Consider the following 17,602-nt stretch of genomic DNA (forward strand, 5'->3'; position numbering starts at 1 on the left):
TTTGTAAACACCGGTCAATGATCAGATTTATCAGACAGTGGATAATTGACACGCTTGGCTTTTCGAAATCTGAAGCCAATGGCACCCTTGTTTTGATTCTCGTCACCTTTCTGGCAGCCGTACTACCCAAAATCTATCTCATTGAATCGCGATCAGACAAAGAAAGTTTCACTGCTGACCAAGAATCTTTGCGCCAGTGGGGAGAAGAGCTGGAATCCTTTTTGGAGCTTAAAGAATCTAAAAGCCTGGAAGACACCTCCCCAATCGTGAAACTCAAATCCTTCCCCTTTGACCCGAATACGGCCTCCCTACAAGACCTTATCTCTTTGGGGTTTTCTGAAAAAGCCTCCACCAACCTAATCAACTATCGTGAACATGGCGGGTCCTTTAAGGTGAAAAGTGACCTCTCTAAAATATATGGCATCTCAGAAGAGCGTGTGCAGGCCCTGTGGTCGAAAATCCAGCTCCCGGAGGTGATCGCTCCCAAAGAATCGAAAATGGTCTCGGCGGAAAAGGTTACTGAAAGCAAGAAAAGGTTCGACATTAACCGCGCAACAGCAGCTGATTTACAGGCTGTCCGGGGAATAGGCCCTGTGCTCTCGGAGCGCATCGTCAGTTTTCGAGATAAGCTCGGTGGATTTCACTCCAGCGATCAGCTGCGTGAGGTTTACGGCCTTGATCCTGAGGTCATCGGCAAGCTATCGGACCTTGCTATTTTCACCGGAGAAGTGAAAAAGATCAACATTAATACCGATTCACTCAAGCACCTCTATACGCATCCCTACATCGATTACAATCTGGCAAGGGCCATTGTAAGTTTCCGCAAGCAGAAGGGACATTTAGATTCTGTCAGTCAGATAAAACCCATAAAGATTCTCAGCGACAGTTTATATCAAAAAATATATCCCTATCTTTCACCTAATCCGTGAAGGACACCTTATGGAGAAAATTCTACAATCTTACTTACGTAGGCTCACCAATCTGTCCGGAAACAATCGATCACTACTCCTCCTTAGGTTGATCTCGGATCAGTTTCTCGACATTCACGATCTGGATTTTGCCAATAATGAACCCAGCTTCAGTGTGATTGAAGCACTCATAGGTCAAAAAGAGCGCATCAAACTCTGCGATGAATTTGATGCGAGAGATAAGTCTGTCAACACTACCAGCCAGAAACTCAGAAAAATTCAGCGAATAGAACAATTTATCTTTCAGGAGCGAGGGGCCCGGGATCTCTATGTTGGGTGGCCGTTCGTCCGGGGTAAATTCAGCGATGGAACCCTGGTCAGGTGCCCACTCATCTTTTTCCCTGTATCTCTGAGTCGCGGCCAGAACGGCTGGCATCTGGAGCAACGCAAGGATGTAAACATCACCTTCAACAAAACCTTTCTGCTGAGCTATGCCTACTACAATAAAGCCTCTCTGGACGAGGAATTAATTGAATCTGTGCTGACCGATCTGGACCGGGACAGCACTGTGTACCGCACGGAGCTCTACGGAATATTGAAGGAGAGCAACCTGGAATTAAACTTCAATCAGGAAAATTTTCTGGATAAGCTACTCCCCTTTGTCAACTACAAAAAAACGGATTTCGAAACAGATCAAAAAAATGGTGAGTTAAAACTACATCCGGAAGCTGTCCTGGGCATTTTCCCACAGGCGGGCTCCTACCTGGTACCGGACTACGTCAAATTACTGGAAAATCCGAAAACCACGGATCTATCGGACTTCTTTACCTCCCGAATCAAAGAGGACCCGGAGGCTTCTCAAAACATTCGCTTTTCCGATCAGGTAAAGGAAGAGACCACCTTCACGCCGTTTGAGATGGATGCCTCGCAGGAGTATGCACTCAAACTGATCAAAAACGGCAATTCCCTCACCGTGCAAGGCCCTCCGGGTACAGGCAAGTCTCAGCTTATCTGCAACCTGATCAGTGACTTTATCGCCAGAGGAAAAAACGTGCTGTTGGTCTGCCAGAAAAAAGCGGCGCTGGATGTGGTGTATGCCCGCCTGCAGCAGCAGGAGCTCCATGACTTCATTGGCCTGGTCCATGATTTCAAAAATGATCGGAAAGATATTTTCGGGCAAATCGCCAGACAGGTGGACAGTCTGGATGAATACCGTCAAAAAAACAACGGCCTGGATGCCATCCACCTGGAGCGTAACTTCCTGCAGGCCAGCAGAAAAATCGATCAGACCACAGAAGAGTTGGAGGAGTTCAAAACGGCCCTTTTCGATGAATCTGAATGTGGAAAGTCGGTAAAAGAACTTTACCTCACATCAGATCCCGAGCAGCCTTCTTTTTCCCTCAATCAGCAATATCGACAATTTGATTACCAGCATGCCCCCGAGTTTATCAGCCGACTTTCGCGGTTTCTCGATTACTATCAGAAATTTGAAAAGAAACCGCACTTCTGGATCTCTGGACCCTCTTTTGCCACCTTCACGAGTCAGGACTTTGTCAAGATCAAGGCGCTCCTGGAAGAGATTCCCGAGTTTGAGCTCAGACTGAAAACTGAATCGCTCCAATTTGCCGTACTGGCCCTTGACTTTGAAACCTGCCTGCATTTTTTATCCCATCAGCAAGACCTCAGCATGCTGCGTACCAACCTGGATAACGAGACCGTGTTCCAGTATTATAAGCACATGATGGAGTTTGATCCGGATGAAGACCCGTTATGGCTCTCCAATCTGGAACGAACCATGCTGCAGTGTTTTAAAGGGGACGGACCTGAAGTTTCACTGGCCTCCAGTGAACTTGGCCGCTTCCAGGAAGCGCTGGAGCACGCCATACGTGCCCGAAAAAACCTGTTTAGCTGGATCAGGTGGCGACTTTTTTCGGCTGACAAAATTTTCATCACCCGTGTGCTGGTAGCCAACGAGCTCAAGAGCAACCGGGAGGGATTTGAGATTCTTCTGAAACGCATTGACAACCGACTCAACTATGAGCACATTGTCACCAAAATAGAAAAAACCCCATGGCTCATAGAATTTCCCAAAACCTTTCGGAAAATTGACATCCAGAATTGGTTTTTCTATCAAAAACTGGGGCTAAAATGCATACAGCTGACACGAGCTGTGAGAACGATTACACAGTTTATCCCATCCAAAACAGCAGATCGCGGATCCTATATTTCCGCTCTCGGGGCGCTCCTCTCGTTCCTTGAAAAGATCCCTCAACAACTCCAGCGGTGGGCCAAATACATTTCTGAAAAGCAGGTACGCAGTATCCTCCTCGGCAAGGAGCGGGTGGAAACCATACAAAAGCAACTCACTGAAGATTTTGATGCGTTGGTGGAGTATCACAAGCTGAAAGGAGGGTTTACCAGAGAGGAAGAAAAAATCATTTCAGAACTCGTGGACAGAGATCATGAGGACAAGCAAAAAGTGATCACTCTTTTTGAAAACAGTCTCGCGCTTGCCTGGATCGATCACATTGAAACCAAATACCCCATTTTGAGGGCTGTTTCTTCCTTCAAGATTGACCACCTCACCCAGGAGCTACAGCAGGCTATTGAAGACAAAATGAGCATCAGTAAAGAAATACTACTGCTCAAGTCACGGGAACGAACCTATGAAAACCTGGAATATAACAGGCTCAATAATCTGGTAACCTACAAGGATCTGTATCATCAGGTCACCAAGAAAAGGAAAATCTGGCCTATACGAAGGGTCATTTCACAGTTTCATGAAGAGGTATTCTCCCTGCTCCCATGCTGGCTGGCTTCTCCTGAGTCCGCCTCGGCCATTTTCCCTATGGCTGAGACCTTCGACCTGGTTATTTTTGATGAAGCGTCTCAGTGCTTTGCTGAGCGGGGCATCCCGGCCATGTATCGTGGCAAACAAGTGGTCATAGTGGGTGATGATAAGCAGCTTCAGCCCAACGACCTCTACCGGGTACGATGGGAAGACGAAGCTGATGATGCGCCGGAGTTAGAAGTGGATTCTCTGCTGGGTCTGGCCAAACAGTACCTAACAGAGGTAAGCCTGAGAGGTCACTACCGTAGCAGGTCATTGGAGTTGATGGAGTTTTCCAATCATCACTTCTACAATGGCAAGCTCAAGCTCCTCCCCGACTATCATCTGGCTAAAAATGGGAAGCCCAACATCCACTATTTAAAACAAAATGGTACCTGGGAAAACAACACCAACCAGGAAGAAGCAGAGGCTGTGATAGCGCTCTTGAAAAAACTCAATCAATCTCACCCCGATAAATCCATCGGTATAGTCACCTTCAACAACAATCAGCAAGGGCTCATTTTGGATTTGGTAGAGCAGAAACAAGACGCATCCGAACTTACCATCCCGGATTCGCTCTTTGTCAAAAACATAGAAAATGTGCAGGGAGATGAGCGCGACATCATTATATTCAGTACGGCCTATGCCCCCGATGCGAAAGGTAACCTACAGCTTCGCTTTGGTTCACTCAATCAGGCTGGAGGCGAAAACAGGCTAAACGTGGCCATCACCCGCGCACGTGAAGCAATCTATGTCATCACCAGCCTGCTTCCCCATCAGCTCCACACCGAGCAAACAGTCAACCCAGGCCCGAAACTACTAAAAGCCTATCTGGAATATGCCAAAAACGTGAGTGATGGCCAGTGGCAGCCCGAAAGCCAGGAAGACACCAATCATCATCAAAGCTGGTACCTGAGAAACAGACTCACGCATACGGAAAGTACCGCCATCCTGGAGAAGAGCCTGCCCTTTGCAGACCTGACGGTAAAAATGAACGACCGTAACCAAGGCCTGATTCTCACGGATGATGATCTTTTTTATGATACCCTATCGGCCAAGGAGGCACATAGTTATCGCCAAACTCATTTCGTGGAGAAAGGCTGGCCTTTTTTACAGTTTTACAGCAGAGAATTTTGGATCAACCGCTCTCAAGCTCAGGAAAAGCTGGAGAAGTTTATTCACCGGATGGAAGAGTAAGTCTATTGCCCTGAAACCCGCTCAAGTCTGGCCCCTACTGACATAATCAGCGCCAGACTATCCTGTCGCATGTATTGCTCAAAGGTGACCGTATACTTGCCCTGGGCTGGGAAGTCATAGGCAGAAAGCAGCAACTGTCTGTGATCGAAAAGGTCTCCCAAACCACTTCCATAAGGTTCTCCCGTTTTCGGGTCGAAAAGATCAATGTTCTTCAACTCTTGTGCAAGCACTACACCAGAGGTGTCTGAAAGGGTGTACTGATAGTACAAATTGTAAAAAGGAAAGTGCTGGGCATTCCTAATGTTAGCATAGAGGTTGTACTTGCGATCAGCAGCGGGCACATCAAACTCAAAGGTCACCAGCGAATCTTTATGCCAATAGGCCTCTTCAAGGTTCTTGTTTTCTTCAAACACTCGATCGGGATCACATGCCAGCAATAGGGCTACCGGAATGAGCAGCCAAATCGATTTTATCATGATGGTTTATTCTGATTATTGGGACGATTCTTTCGGTTCTTATTTTTGTTTTTATTCTTATTGAACTTGCGCTTTTTATTCTTCCCTTTAGATTTTGGATCTCCTTTGGAGAATTTTCTATCCATGGCCACCAGGTCACTATTCAACCCTACGTCATCTTTCACCACTTCCACCACATCCTCAGCCAGGGTCACAGGTTTCTTTCCGGCTTTGTTCAATTCCAGGATCTCATTCACCCGTTTCACATCCAGTGGATACCAGGTGTTTTCATCATCGTACCCAAACCACATGATTTTCCTGAATATATCAGTCTTTTGAAGTTTGGCCCTCCCCTTGGCTGTTTCCAGGGGCTTTTCCACTTCCGGAATATCCTTGAGCGCCTCCATGTAGGTATCCAGCTCATAGTTCAGACAGCACTTGAGGCGTCCGCACTGACCTGAAAGTTTACTCGGGTTCAATGAAAGGTTCTGATACCGTGCTGCCTGGGTACTTACGCTCTTAAAGTCGCCTAGCCACGTAGAGCAACAAAGCTCCCGGCCACAGGAGCCGATACCGCCAAGCCTTCCGGCCTCCTGGCGCAGGCTAATCTGACGCATCTCCACACGAATTTTGAATTCGCCGGCCAGCAATTTGATCAGCTCTCTGAAATCAACCCGCTCTTCTGCGGAATAGTAAAAAGTGGCTTTGGTGTTATCTGCCTGATACTCCACATCGGTCAGTTTCATGCCGATCTTGAGGTCCTCGATGATCTGACGGGTGCGATAGAGCGTGGGCATTTCGCGCTTTTTCACTTCCCTGTACTTATCAATGTCGCGCTGGGAAGCTATGCGGTAAATGTTTTTGATTTCTTCGTTTTCCTCTACGCTGCGCTTCTTCATCTGAAGACGCACCAGCTCCCCCTGCAGGGACACGTGACCTATATGATGACCATTCGGCACATCCACCACCACAGCATCACCGGTAGTCAGGTTTAAATGATTATTATTCGTGAAGAATTCTTTGCGTCCGTTCTTGAACCGGACTTCCACTATATTGAAATCACTGACTATAGGATCTTCCATATTGGAAAGCCAGTCAAACACGTTCATTTTATTGCAGCCGCCAGTACTGCAGCCGCCATTGTTATTACAACCTAAGGCCACTCCATCCTCACTGCCAGCCGTACTACACGATGCACATCCCATGGTTTGAATTATTTAGGTTAAAATACCAAATATAACGAACAAGTGAAAGATCTAAGTTTTGAAGCATCAACACTTCAAAGCAGTGGGAAAGTTTTGTACCAAAGGCGGGAGTCGAACCCGCACGAGCGTAAGCTCACACGTCCCTGAAACGTGCGCGTCTACCAATTTCGCCACTTTGGCATTAAAGAAGTAAAATCACAGGAAACCGAAATATTGACCTGATAATTTTACCATTGACTTTTCAAAGCTAGGTAGATTTTTGCTAAAATCTACTGACCCAACTCCTGTAAATCAAATCCAATATCTGAACGGAAATTAATCCCTTCCCATTTGACATGCTCAGCCGCTTTGTAGCAATGACTAAGTGCCTCCCCCATGTTCTTACCAAGTCCTGTCAGGGCCATTACACGTCCCCCGTTTGTCACCAGTTTGTCCTGCACTTTTCTGGTGCCTGCATGAAACGTGATCACGGATTTCATCGAATCTGTAAATGATATTTCCTTCCCCTTCTCATAGGCATCGGGGTATCCTCCAGCCACGAGCATCACGGTGGCCGCGGTGAAGGGCTCCACCTCAAGCTTTTGACTAGCAAGAGTGCCGCGTGCTGCAGCCTCGAGAAGACTCACAAAATCAGATTTAATCCGCGGCAGGACTACCTCCGTTTCAGGATCTCCCATCCGCACATTGTACTCAATCACCTTAGGTACGCCGCCACTGTTCATCAGCCCTATAAAGACAAAACCAGTGTAATCCATTTGCTCCTTTCTGATGCCCTCAATAGTAGGCTTCACCACTTCATCCTCCACCCTTTTCATAAAATCCTTATCCGCAAAGATAACTGGTGAGATGGCGCCCATCCCCCCTGTGTTAGGTCCTGAATCCTTCTCTCCTATGCGCTTATAATCTTTGGCCTCAGGAAGTATGAGGTAATCCTTTCCGTCTGTTAGCACAAATACTGAAACCTCTATCCCCGGGAGAAACTCCTCTACCAGCACCTTGGCGCTGGCATCGCCAAACTTCTTGTTGATGATCAAATCATCCAGATTCTGTTTAGCCTCATCGATGCTCTCCGTGATCAATACCCCTTTACCCGCAGCCAAACCATCCGCTTTGAGTACATACGGAGGCTTAAGTTTTTCCAGAAACTGATATCCCTCCTGTATGTTCGATTGGTCAAATACTTCAGCAGCAGCCGTTGGCACTCCGTATTTTTTCATGAAATCCTTGGCAAACTCCTTGCTCCCTTCCAGGATGGCCCCATTTCGACCTGGCCCCACAATCAACAAATCCTTGCAAGCAGGGTCATTTTTCAGGTCATCCACCAGACCATTTACCAGAGGCACTTCCGGACCTATCACCACCAAATCGATATGCTTTTCCAATATAGCCGCTTTGATGCCATCATGATCCTCTACGCTGATATAAAGGTTAGTGGCCAGATCATGTGTGCCTCCATTGCCGGGCGCCACGAAAAGCTCATCACATTTAGCACTTTGCCGGATCTTCCAGACCATGGCATGCTCTCTCCCACCTGAGCCAATCACAAGTATATTCATTGGATATTTTGATTTTGTCAAAAAAAAGACCGCCCAAAAATAGACGGTCTAAATTAATTTTGTGGCGTTATTAAGGATTAATGCGCATGTTCTGACATGAATTTGATTCGCATGAGTCTCACTTCATCCTCGGAATAGAAATCGCGCAACTCTTCCATGGCATCTTCAATGCTATCAGACTCAGCATTCATGAAATAATCGATGATGTCCTCCTGACGCTCGTCATCCAGCAGCTGATCGATGTAGTAATTGAGATTGAGTTTGGTACCCCCGAAGCAAATGTTTTCAATTTCACGTATAAGCTGCTCATATTTCATCTCCTTTGACTCGGCTATATCTTCCAGGTCTATCTTCAGGTCAATCTGCTGGATGATAAAAATCTTGTTCTTGGATTTGACGCCAGACGACTTCACCAGCACATCTGATGCGGTGATAATGTCGTTTTCCTCAACATATTTTTCGATCATCTCCAAAAACGGCTTTCCGAATTTGCGGGCTTTGCTTTCCCCGACACCCACAATCTTGATGAGGTCATCCATGGTGGTGGGATAAAGCGTGGCCATTTCCTCCATTGAAGGATCCTGAAAAATAACGTAAGGTGGAAGATCCTTCTGCTTGGCTACCTTCTTCCTCAGATTTTTGATCATATCAAAGAGCACCTTATCATACGCCGTGGTATTAATGGTCTCCTTTTCTATTTCTTCTTCCTCTCCCTCAGTTTCGTATTCATGGTCTTTGACCAGGTCTACCGGATAAGGATCCAGCATAAATTCCACCCCCTTTGGGGTGAGCTTGAATACGCCGGGATTATCAATGTCTTTACAAATAAACTCATTCAACAGAGTCTGTCTGATGATGGACTTCCAGAAGTGCTCATCATTGCTCTTGCCCGCACCGAAGATTTTAAGTTTGTGATGGTTATAGCTCAGTACGTGCTCAGACTTGATGCCCAGTAGCACCTTACTCAGGTGGTCGAGATTAAACCGCTCTTCTGTCTGGGACACTGACTCTATCACCTTTTTCACATAGTCCTGCCCATCAAAGTGCTCTCTCTGATGAAGGCAATTGTCACAATTCTCGCAGTTCTCTACGTGGTACTCTTCTCCAAAGTAATGCAGCAATTGCTTGCGGCGACACACCGCAGACTCTGCATATAGCGCCATTTCCTCCAGCAGGTACTTAGAGTTCTCCCTTTCAGTAACTGGCTTATCCTTGTTGAACTTTTCGAGTTTCAGGATATCATTGTAGCTGTAGAACATGACCACTTTACTCATGATACCGTCTCTACCGGCCCTGCCCGTTTCCTGATAATACCCCTCGATGGACTTGGGCACATCATAGTGCACCACAAAACGCACGTCGGGTTTATCTATACCCATACCGAAGGCTATGGTGGCTACGATCACGTCCACGTCTTCATTAAGAAATGCGTCCTGGTTTTTCATCCGTACATTTCCATCCATGCCTGCATGGTATGGTGCCACATTCACACCATTTACTTTTAGAAACTCCGCGATTTCCTCCACCTTTTTTCTGCTCAGGCAGTAAACAATCCCGGATTCGCCCTTATGCTCTTTTACGATTCTGATGAGCTGCTTTTTTGCTTGCTTCTTGGGCTTCACCTCATAGATGAGGTTGGTTCGGTTAAATGAGCTTTGGAAGACCTCTGCTTCTTCTATTTCAAGGTTCTTCTGGATATCCAACTGCACCTTGGGAGTGGCCGTGGCGGTGAGCGCCACAATCGGAATATCACCGAAGCTTTTAATGATGGACTTGATTTTTCGATACTCAGGCCTGAAGTCGTGACCCCACTCTGAGATACAGTGGGCTTCATCCACGGCAACAAACGAAATATTGGCTTTGTGCAGAAACTCTATGTTGCTTTCCTTGGTAAGAGACTCTGGCGCCACATAGAGCAACTTCACATCACCAGCCAGGGTTTCCTTCTTTACCCTGGTCATTTCCCCCTTATTCAGGGTGCTATTGAGAAATCTGGCATTGATCCCTACTGCATTCATTTGATCCACCTGATTTTTCATCAAAGCGATCAGAGGTGAAATGACTATGGCTGTACCTTCCTTCACAATAGCCGGAAGCTGATAGCACAGTGACTTTCCAGCCCCTGTGGGCATAATGACAAAAGTATTTTTCCCATCCATTACATGCTGGATGATTTCCTCCTGAGTGCCTCTGAAGGTATTGTAGCCGAAAACACGCTTCAGTGTTTCCTTAAGTTTATAATCGATTCCGGTCTCCATCTATATCCTCTTCGTTCAAGGGATGTATAAATTAATAAAAATATTGGTATTTGCCGCACCAATGGCCCTCAGATATTCAATAGACGAGAGACACCGCTGTGCAGGTTGTAGCATTGGTCTATATTTGTCGAAAATAATCCAGAAAGCATTAATTTCAGCAACAGTCAACATGAACAAGAATATCCATGTAGTGATTATGGCAGGTGGTGCAGGGACAAGGTTTTGGCCTTACAGCCGCAATAATAAACCAAAACAATTTCTAGATGTTTTGGGAACGGGCAGAACTTTGCTTCAAATGACCTTTGACCGGTTTAAGGAAACTGTACCCTCTGAAAATATCTGGGTGGTTTCCAATGAAATATACAAAGATTTTCTTGCCGAGCAGCTACCTGAGGTACCCATCGAAAATATACTTCTCGAACCCTCCAAACGAAATACAGCCCCCTGCATTGCCTACGCTGCCTATAAGATCAGGGAAAAAGATCCCAATGGCGTGATGGTCATTTTGCCATCCGATCATGTCATCTTTAAAGAAGCAGCTTTTGTGGAGGTGATTGGGCAGGCGGTAGACAGCGCAGACGATGAACGTCTGTTTACAATAGGCATAGAGCCCCACAGACCTGAAACCGGATATGGATACATCCAGTTTGAAGAATCCGACGAAGAAATCAAGAAGGTAAAGACTTTCACTGAAAAGCCCGAACTAGAACTGGCTGAGAAATTTATTGCCAGCGGCGATTTTGTATGGAATGCCGGCATTTTTGTGTGGAGTGTCACGGCCATCATCAATGCTTTTGAAACGTATCAGCCCGAGCTGGCGGAAACTTTTGAGGAAGGTTCTGGCATTTACTATACTCCCGATGAGCCGAAGTTTATCAAATCGGCCTACTCGCTGTCCAAAAGCAACTCTATAGATTATGCCATCATGGAGAAGTCCGACAGTGTATATGTGGTTTTGGGGGATTTTGGGTGGTCCGATCTGGGCTCATGGAATGCCCTGCACGAAATCAAGACCAAAGATGAGAACGAAAACGTAATAGAGGGTAATGTGATCACTTACGACTCTAAGGATAATTACATTCTCAGCGAAACCAATCGCGTGATCGTAGCCCAGGGACTAGAAGGCTACCTCGTTGCCGACTTTGAAGATGTACTCCTGATCTGCAAAAAAGAAGATTCGGGTATTTTCAGGCGGTTTGTCACCGATGTGAAAATAGAAAAAGGCGAGAAGTTTATATAAGCCTTTGCCTATTCACTTCGTACAGAGCCATGGCGGCAGCCACTGACACATTGAGCGAGGCTATTTCTCCACTGATAGGGATTTTCACCTGTTTATCGGCCATGGCCAGATAGGCAGATGAAATTCCCTCATCTTCAGAACCCACAATGATGGCCGTGGGCACCATCAAATCGATATCCTGAAAGTAAGACTCTGCTTTCTCAGTACTGGCCACTATCTGAAGTCCTGAGTCCTTTAAGAACTGGATGGCTTCTTTCAGGTTGGCTTCTCTGCACACGGGAATAAAATTGAGTGCTCCGGCTGACGTCTTGATGGCATCCGCATTGATTTGAGCACTGTTTTTGGTGGGAATCAGTATGGCATCCACACCCATGCACTCAGCTGTCCGGGCAATCCCTCCAAAATTTCTAACATCCGTAACTCTATCCAGTATAAGTATAAGAGGCACACGTCTGTTTTCAAATACCGCAGGCAGCACATGGTCTATTTTGTGGTATTGTACAGGAGACAAAAAGGCCACCACTCCCTGATGGTTTTTACGGGTAAAGTTGTTGATCTTTTCTACGGGCACCGTGGAGAGTGGAATCTGTCGTCCATGAATAAGCCCCTGAAGCTCTTTAGCCAGATCCCCTTTCAACCCCTTCTGAATGAACACTTTCTCAAGATCCTTTCCTGCATGGATGGTTTCTATGACAGCCCGTATGCCATAGATCATATGTTCATTTTTCTTTACTTCCATTTATAAGCCTTTTCTGAGATCCCCTACCTGTGAATACCACAGCCGCTCATACTGGCGGTCACGCTTCAAGGTATACATTGCGGGTGTAAAGAGAGTTGAAATCCTGATGAATTCAAATTCAGGGCCGTCATTATATTTCCAGACCTCAGTGCTTTCATTACGGAAAACCTGATCCGGACGACCAAAAATGATGTAGATCATCCCCCGGTCAGTTTTCCATCCCTGCTTGTAATCCGTGAAAAGTTTGTTCGCATCTTCCACCTGCTTGTAGAAGACACGAATGGCATTTTTCGCTCTAAACTTGGTCCCATAGGTATTGAGCCAGAAATTTTCAAAAATCTTTTTACTTTGACTATCACTGATGGCTTTGAGCTCCGTAGGAGTGGTGATGTAGGTAAGCGGACCAATCAGTTCATCCAATCGCTTGAACTCCGGATAGTAAGCAGGGCACTTGAGCAGCGTAAGGGCGGTTTGAGCCAGGGTATCCTCCTGAATGAGGTAAAAGTGGTAGTTCTCCATACTGACCAGCTCCCCTTCAAAATAAAAAGAACTATCGATGGACAGGCTGGGAGCTATAGGCTTCATGAGGCCCATGGGCGGGTCTGCCGACCCAAAATCATCCAGGTATTGGTATGCATGGAGCTCAGCTACTTCACCTGCTATCCGTACACTTTCTTGAATTACATAACTATCAAAAATCGGAAGGCCCCGCTCATCCAGCGGAAGGTTTGGAGTAAACCCCACAGGAGTTGAAACCCTAATATCTCCAATTCTGTACAGCCCTCTGTTCAAGTCCACCATACTGATGAGCAACAATGCTTTTGAGGACTGGGACAGGGTAAGTTTAAAGTATCCGGAAGACAGACTGATCTGCAGCGTATCCAGTGTGTAATTACTCAGGGTATCATGCTTGGGTGAATTGTATCTCTCCTGCAAAAGAAAATGGCTCTGCCATGCACTCAGGCTATCGGTGCTCACCCTAAAATAAACCGCCACACCTTCATCCACCTCCACCACCCGATGACTGATGGTCATGCCGGCACTGAGATCATATTGAAAGCCAAGGTTGATTCTGGAAAGGTCTAAAGCATGAGAAACCGATGCCAGACAAATAAGGAAAATAAGAAAACCACTTCTCTGTCGCTGCATAAGGCAAAAAAGTTAAGTAATAATTTGGTTTCTTTGCCAAAAAAATTGCCATGAGTGTATATACTACTGAGATCACATCAGACCAGATCCCCTCAGACAACCCCATCCATCAAAGGCTCCTAAAAGCTTATTACGCAGCTGAGCCGCTGGTTTCGGGAGACTTGCTGGAGCTGGGCTGCGGCGAAGGCAGGGGCGTATCCCTACTTCTGAATAAAGTAGATAGTTATTTGGGACTCGATAAAATTGAAGGAGTTATTGAAACATTGCGTGGAAAATTTGAGAATGCCCGCTTTGAGTCAGGTGTTTTTCCTCCCATCGATTTGCCGGATAATAGTTTTGATACAGTGGTGAGTTTTCAGGTGATCGAACACATTCAGCAGGATGAACTTTTTCTTTCAGAAATCCACCGCATTCTGAAGCCTGGAGGAAAAGCAATTCTATCTACGCCCAACATCAAAATGACCCTGAGCCGTAATCCATGGCACATCAGGGAATATACTGCTGATCAATTGGCCACTCTGGCTGGAAAATATTTCTCCTCAGTAGATATGAAAGGAATAGCGGGCAATGAAAAGGTGATGGAGTACCATAAGCGCAACCGCAAGTCTGTGCAGAAAATCATGAAGTATGACATCCTGGACCTGCAATACAGGCTCCCGGCGGCACTGCTCAGAAAGCCCTATGAAATCCTCAACAGACGAAACCGAAATAAACTCAAAAACCAGTCGGACGAACTGGTTCTTTCTATCTCACATGAGGACTATTTTGTCAGGGAAAAGTCCGAACAAAACCTTGATCTTTTTGTTATTCTAAGTAAGTAAAAACAAAAAAAGATCATGAATTCAGAAAAACTAATAATCGAACTTAATCAACTACTCAGCGACTTTCATATTTACTATCAAAACACCCGCGGATTCCATTGGAATATCAAAGGAAAGCGGTTTTTTGAGCTGCATGTAAAGTTTGAGGAACTGTACACTGAGGCCCTGACCTCTATTGATGAAATCGCTGAGCGTATTTTGACGATTGGTGGCACGCCACTTCATGCGTTTGATGATTATCTCAGCACTTCAAAACTTCGTGTGCATAAAAATGTATCGCTCGACACAGCAACTGTTACGGCCATTCACGAACAACTGAGTCAGCTCGTAGATCAGGAAAATGTGGTGAAGGCGCTGGCGGTAGAATGTGACGATAACGAAACAGAGGATATGATGATTGCCCTCATCAATACTCAGCAAAAAACCATGTGGATGTTTAAGTCCTGGCTGGGTGAGGAAGTGACCGCTTAATCATTAAAATAACGGTGGTACCAGTTTTGAAAGACAAACAGGCACCACACCAAAATATGAGTATCGCCCGGATCAAAAGAATAGAGTTTCTTTTTGATTCGGGCGATTTCATTCCAGTCAAATATGGCCTGAGCTTCTACCTTTTCACGGTTAAATACCTTTTTTTCCAGCTCCCCTTTCAGGGCGCCTTTAAACCAATCCAGAAGAGGCACTTCGAACCCATGCTTAGGCCGCTGATATAACTCCTCAGGTAAAACCTCGCGAAAGGCCTCCCTAAGCACTATTTTCCTGCCGGCACTTGTTGCCTTCAAATCTGTGTGCATAGAAAAAGCCATCTCCACCACTGCCGGATCCAAAAATGGCACCCTCACCTCCAGGCCATTGGCCATGGACATCATATCTACTTTTGGGAGCATATCTCCCTGCAAAACCAACTGTGAGTCCAGCGCCAGCACCTCATTCAATTCACCCACCCTCATAAGCTGGAGCAGGTTATTCTTGAAAGACATATGATCTGTTTGATAATCAGACTTCAACAGCCTCCCAATCTGCAAATCATTGGTAAAACTGGCCAGAAACCAATACCGCTCCCTGAGGGTCATTTTCTGTGCACTGGCAAACCGGTGAAGCTGCCTGATGGTATCGGTGACCTTATGATTTCTTGACTTTGGTAGCTTCTCCCAAAGCCCTCCCAATGAGGCAATCAGGCTGTTTCTTGCACTTGTCTGCTGACTCATAAGCCAGGCACTGTGCTTGTTGTATCCGGAAAAAATCTCATCCGCTCCATCTCCTGAGAGAGCTACTGTCACGTGCTTTCTGGTCTCTTTGCTCAGAATAAAGACTGGCAGTGCCGATGAGTCACCAAAAGGCTCATCTATATAATCCACCACATTTTGCACCTCAGCCAGGAGGTCATCATTGGTCAGGGAAAATACATGATGATCCGTCTGAAATTTGTCTGCCACTAGCTGAGCATAGTGCGTTTCATCAAAGTATTTGTTGTCTTTGAATCCTATGCTGTAAGTTTTCAGGTCTTTGACCTCCTCGCTAGCCAGAGCCACAATGACTGACGAATCGATGCCTCCGCTGAGAAAAGCGCCTAATGGAACATCAGCTACCAGCCTGTCGGTCACTGCTTTTCGCAGCGTCGTAATCAACTGTTGTTTAGCTTCTGCCAGGCCTCGGATGGGTGGTGCTTCCCGATAGGGAAATTCATAGAATTTTTTAATCTCCACTGCTCCATGCTGTATCATCATGTAATGACCCGGCAGGAGTTTTTTCACACCCTCCAGTATAGACAGGGGAGCTGGAATGTAAGTGAGCTGAAAAAAGAGATGCAACGCTTCCCGGTTGATTTGTTTGTCCAAACCATAAGCCATCAGGGCCTTCAATTCGGAGGCAAACAACAAACGATCACCATCCACATGATATACCAGGGGCTTGATGCCAAACCGATCCCGAGCCAGAAAAAGCGATTCCTCCTCTTGATCATAAATGGCAAACGCAAAGAACCCATTCAGCCTGGGGAGCACCTCCTGCCCCCACCGGATATAGGCTTGGAGCAACACTTCCGTGTCACTGTCCGAATGGAAAACACACCCTTCATTTTGAAGCTCAGTCCTTAGGTGTTTGTAGTTATAAATTTCCCCGTTGAATACGATGTGATAGCGCCCCGAGACATCCTTCATGGGCTGATTACCGGCGGCCGAGGTGTCAATGATGGACAATCGCCGGTGCCCCAGCCCCGCCACCTCATCAAACCAGGTGTTATGAACATCAGGGCCACGTTTTTCCAACCGCCTTGTGGCTGCTTCCAGATGCACGAGATTGATTCTCCCGACAGAGTTAAATGCAAAAATTCCTGTAATCCCGCACATATGGCATTAAATTTATGGACTAAAGCATGAAATCATACAGGGATGAACAGTACTTTTCTTAAAATCCTCTTTATCGCAAGTTTTAGCCTTCTGATGGTCAGTAATATTTCGGCTCAAAACCGGAAAAAGACCAAAAAGATTGATCGGGTAATCGCCGAAGGAAGAAGATACATAGGCACCCCCTATAGGTACGGGGGTATGTCTAAATCCGGCATAGACTGCTCTGGGTTAATTTACAATTGTTACAAGACCATTGATGTAACCCTGCCACGTACGGCGAAAGACCAATCCAAAATAGGTAGCAGCAAAACCTGGGACAGCATCCGCCCAGGAGACATTGTTTATTTTAAGTTTAAACAAAAAGGTGAAAAGTGGTACCATGCCGGTATGATCACCTATGCAGAAAAGGATGACATCAGGTTTGTGCATGCCTCCACACGGAGCGGAGTGATAGAATCCAGCCTGATGGATAGCTACTATATGAACAATGTGAAGAAGTTCAGGAGAGTGATAAAGTAGATTTAGTCCTTCTTAGGATTTTTCAAAAATTGAGCGATATCCTTAACTATCCTCTTTGAAAATTTCAGATTTGACTTAAATCGGTTATCACTCTTATCTGTTTTGATATCGCGGGTATCAAACTTATCCAGAGCGCTGGTAAGTGAATTCATCGCTGAAGGGGTAACTCTCACTTCATAAACCTTCCCCGAAGCCTTTCCAATTTTCATAATAAGAGAGTCAACCGAAAAATCGATTAATGAGGACTCCTCAATTGGATAATTAAACTCAATGTGATCATTCCCAATTTGTACGGAAGTAGGAATGTCGGACGGAGATTGACTAAATGGAACCTCCAGGCTCTTCGAGTAATCTTCAAAAAACAAAGGAACTTTCAT

The 17,602-nt window shown here is 45.9% G+C and carries 14 protein-coding genes and 1 tRNA gene; 6 read left to right on the forward strand and 9 right to left on the reverse strand.

Annotation, left to right across the window (positions count from 1 at the left end; translation table 11 throughout):
• The first annotated feature begins 17 nt into the window (after positions 1-17).
• Both ACHKAR_RS16660 and ACHKAR_RS16665 read left to right on the forward strand, forming a co-directional pair.
• On the forward strand, positions 18-929 hold the full coding sequence (locus ACHKAR_RS16660) for a ComEA family DNA-binding protein (protein ID WP_395418548.1): 912 nt from the start codon (positions 18-20) through the stop codon (positions 927-929).
• A gap of 10 nt (positions 930-939) precedes the next feature.
• The gene (locus tag ACHKAR_RS16665; protein ID WP_395418549.1) at positions 940-4,935 is read left to right on the forward strand and encodes an AAA domain-containing protein; all 3,996 of its coding nucleotides are present in this window, start codon (positions 940-942) and stop codon (positions 4,933-4,935) included.
• 2 nt (positions 4,936-4,937) lie between these two features.
• Here the strand turns inward: ACHKAR_RS16665 and ACHKAR_RS16670 are convergent, their stop codons facing one another.
• The 5 genes from ACHKAR_RS16670 to recQ form a co-directional block, all read right to left on the reverse strand.
• Entirely contained in the window at positions 4,938-5,411 is a 474-nt protein-coding gene (locus tag ACHKAR_RS16670) for a gliding motility lipoprotein GldH (RefSeq protein ID WP_395418551.1), read from the reverse strand.
• Positions 5,408-6,595, reverse strand: coding sequence for a PSP1 domain-containing protein (locus ACHKAR_RS16675; protein ID WP_159582923.1), 1,188 nt, complete (start codon positions 6,593-6,595; stop codon positions 5,408-5,410). The genes ACHKAR_RS16670 and ACHKAR_RS16675 overlap by 4 nt, the downstream gene beginning before the upstream one ends.
• Positions 6,596-6,691: 96 nt before the next feature.
• Positions 6,692-6,775 (reverse strand) — tRNA-Leu (locus ACHKAR_RS16680).
• An 89-nt stretch (positions 6,776-6,864) separates the two neighbouring features.
• Positions 6,865-8,151 carry a phosphoribosylamine--glycine ligase gene (purD, locus tag ACHKAR_RS16685; RefSeq protein ID WP_159582921.1) on the reverse strand — a complete coding sequence of 429 codons (1,287 nt, stop codon included), beginning with the start codon at positions 8,149-8,151 and terminating at the stop codon, positions 6,865-6,867.
• A gap of 77 nt (positions 8,152-8,228) precedes the next feature.
• Positions 8,229-10,409: a DNA helicase RecQ gene (gene recQ / locus ACHKAR_RS16690; protein ID WP_159582919.1), complete on the reverse strand. Its 2,181-nt coding sequence runs from the start codon at positions 10,407-10,409 to the stop codon at positions 8,229-8,231.
• Positions 10,410-10,578: 169 nt separating this feature from the next.
• On the opposite strand from recQ, the gene ACHKAR_RS16695 reads away from it, so the two are divergent.
• On the forward strand, positions 10,579-11,649 hold the full coding sequence (locus ACHKAR_RS16695; protein WP_395418553.1) for a mannose-1-phosphate guanylyltransferase: 1,071 nt from the start codon (positions 10,579-10,581) through the stop codon (positions 11,647-11,649).
• On the opposite strand, the gene rlmB is transcribed toward ACHKAR_RS16695, so the two are convergent.
• Both rlmB and ACHKAR_RS16705 read right to left on the reverse strand, forming a co-directional pair.
• Positions 11,642-12,388 (reverse strand): 23S rRNA (guanosine(2251)-2'-O)-methyltransferase RlmB, encoded by a 747-nt coding sequence (gene rlmB, locus ACHKAR_RS16700; RefSeq protein ID WP_395418554.1) that lies wholly within the window; start codon positions 12,386-12,388, stop codon positions 11,642-11,644. The genes ACHKAR_RS16695 and rlmB overlap by 8 nt on opposite strands.
• A complete protein-coding gene (locus ACHKAR_RS16705; protein ID WP_395418555.1) occupies positions 12,389-13,537 on the reverse strand; it encodes a GWxTD domain-containing protein in 1,149 nt (382 codons plus the stop codon).
• A gap of 50 nt (positions 13,538-13,587) precedes the next feature.
• On the opposite strand from ACHKAR_RS16705, the gene ACHKAR_RS16710 reads away from it, so the two are divergent.
• Positions 13,588-14,358 carry a class I SAM-dependent methyltransferase gene (locus ACHKAR_RS16710; RefSeq protein ID WP_395418557.1) on the forward strand — a complete coding sequence of 257 codons (771 nt, stop codon included), beginning with the start codon at positions 13,588-13,590 and terminating at the stop codon, positions 14,356-14,358.
• A gap of 15 nt (positions 14,359-14,373) precedes the next feature.
• The gene (locus ACHKAR_RS16715) at positions 14,374-14,829 is read left to right on the forward strand and encodes a Dps family protein (RefSeq protein ID WP_395418558.1); all 456 of its coding nucleotides are present in this window, start codon (positions 14,374-14,376) and stop codon (positions 14,827-14,829) included.
• Here ACHKAR_RS16715 and asnB read toward each other — a convergent pair.
• The gene (gene asnB / locus ACHKAR_RS16720; RefSeq protein ID WP_395418560.1) at positions 14,826-16,706 is read right to left on the reverse strand and encodes an asparagine synthase (glutamine-hydrolyzing); all 1,881 of its coding nucleotides are present in this window, start codon (positions 16,704-16,706) and stop codon (positions 14,826-14,828) included. The genes ACHKAR_RS16715 and asnB overlap by 4 nt on opposite strands.
• Before the next feature lie 42 nt (positions 16,707-16,748).
• Here asnB and ACHKAR_RS16725 point away from each other — a divergent pair, with 42 nt between their 5' ends.
• Positions 16,749-17,225, forward strand: coding sequence for a C40 family peptidase (locus ACHKAR_RS16725; RefSeq protein WP_395418562.1), 477 nt, complete (start codon positions 16,749-16,751; stop codon positions 17,223-17,225).
• A 2-nt stretch (positions 17,226-17,227) separates the two neighbouring features.
• Here the strand turns inward: ACHKAR_RS16725 and ACHKAR_RS16730 are convergent, their stop codons facing one another.
• A complete protein-coding gene (locus ACHKAR_RS16730; protein ID WP_395418564.1) occupies positions 17,228-17,602 on the reverse strand; it encodes a hypothetical protein in 375 nt (124 codons plus the stop codon).

Origin of the sequence: Marinoscillum luteum, from assembly GCF_044005705.1 — a bacterium.
GTDB classification, from domain to species: domain Bacteria; phylum Bacteroidota; class Bacteroidia; order Cytophagales; family Cyclobacteriaceae; genus Marinoscillum; species Marinoscillum luteum.

What these genes read in the sequence shown, in the direction of transcription:
- ACHKAR_RS16660 (WP_395418548.1), top strand. Translation starts at nt 18, where the DNA reads ATGATCAGATTTATCAGACAGTGGATAATTGACACGCTTGGCTTTTCG.
- ACHKAR_RS16665 (WP_395418549.1), top strand. Translation starts at nt 940, where the DNA reads ATGGAGAAAATTCTACAATCTTACTTACGTAGGCTCACCAATCTGTCC.
- ACHKAR_RS16670 (WP_395418551.1), bottom strand. Translation starts at nt 5,411, where the DNA reads ATGATAAAATCGATTTGGCTGCTCATTCCGGTAGCCCTATTGCTGGCA.
- ACHKAR_RS16675 (WP_159582923.1), bottom strand. Translation starts at nt 6,595, where the DNA reads ATGGGATGTGCATCGTGTAGTACGGCTGGCAGTGAGGATGGAGTGGCC.
- purD (WP_159582921.1), bottom strand. Translation starts at nt 8,151, where the DNA reads ATGAATATACTTGTGATTGGCTCAGGTGGGAGAGAGCATGCCATGGTC.
- recQ (WP_159582919.1), bottom strand. Translation starts at nt 10,409, where the DNA reads ATGGAGACCGGAATCGATTATAAACTTAAGGAAACACTGAAGCGTGTT.
- ACHKAR_RS16695 (WP_395418553.1), top strand. Translation starts at nt 10,579, where the DNA reads ATGAACAAGAATATCCATGTAGTGATTATGGCAGGTGGTGCAGGGACA.
- rlmB (WP_395418554.1), bottom strand. Translation starts at nt 12,388, where the DNA reads ATGGAAGTAAAGAAAAATGAACATATGATCTATGGCATACGGGCTGTC.
- ACHKAR_RS16705 (WP_395418555.1), bottom strand. Translation starts at nt 13,537, where the DNA reads ATGCAGCGACAGAGAAGTGGTTTTCTTATTTTCCTTATTTGTCTGGCA.
- ACHKAR_RS16710 (WP_395418557.1), top strand. Translation starts at nt 13,588, where the DNA reads ATGAGTGTATATACTACTGAGATCACATCAGACCAGATCCCCTCAGAC.
- ACHKAR_RS16715 (WP_395418558.1), top strand. Translation starts at nt 14,374, where the DNA reads ATGAATTCAGAAAAACTAATAATCGAACTTAATCAACTACTCAGCGAC.
- asnB (WP_395418560.1), bottom strand. Translation starts at nt 16,706, where the DNA reads ATGTGCGGGATTACAGGAATTTTTGCATTTAACTCTGTCGGGAGAATC.
- ACHKAR_RS16725 (WP_395418562.1), top strand. Translation starts at nt 16,749, where the DNA reads ATGAACAGTACTTTTCTTAAAATCCTCTTTATCGCAAGTTTTAGCCTT.
- ACHKAR_RS16730 (WP_395418564.1), bottom strand. Translation starts at nt 17,602, where the DNA reads ATGAAAGTTCCTTTGTTTTTTGAAGATTACTCGAAGAGCCTGGAGGTT.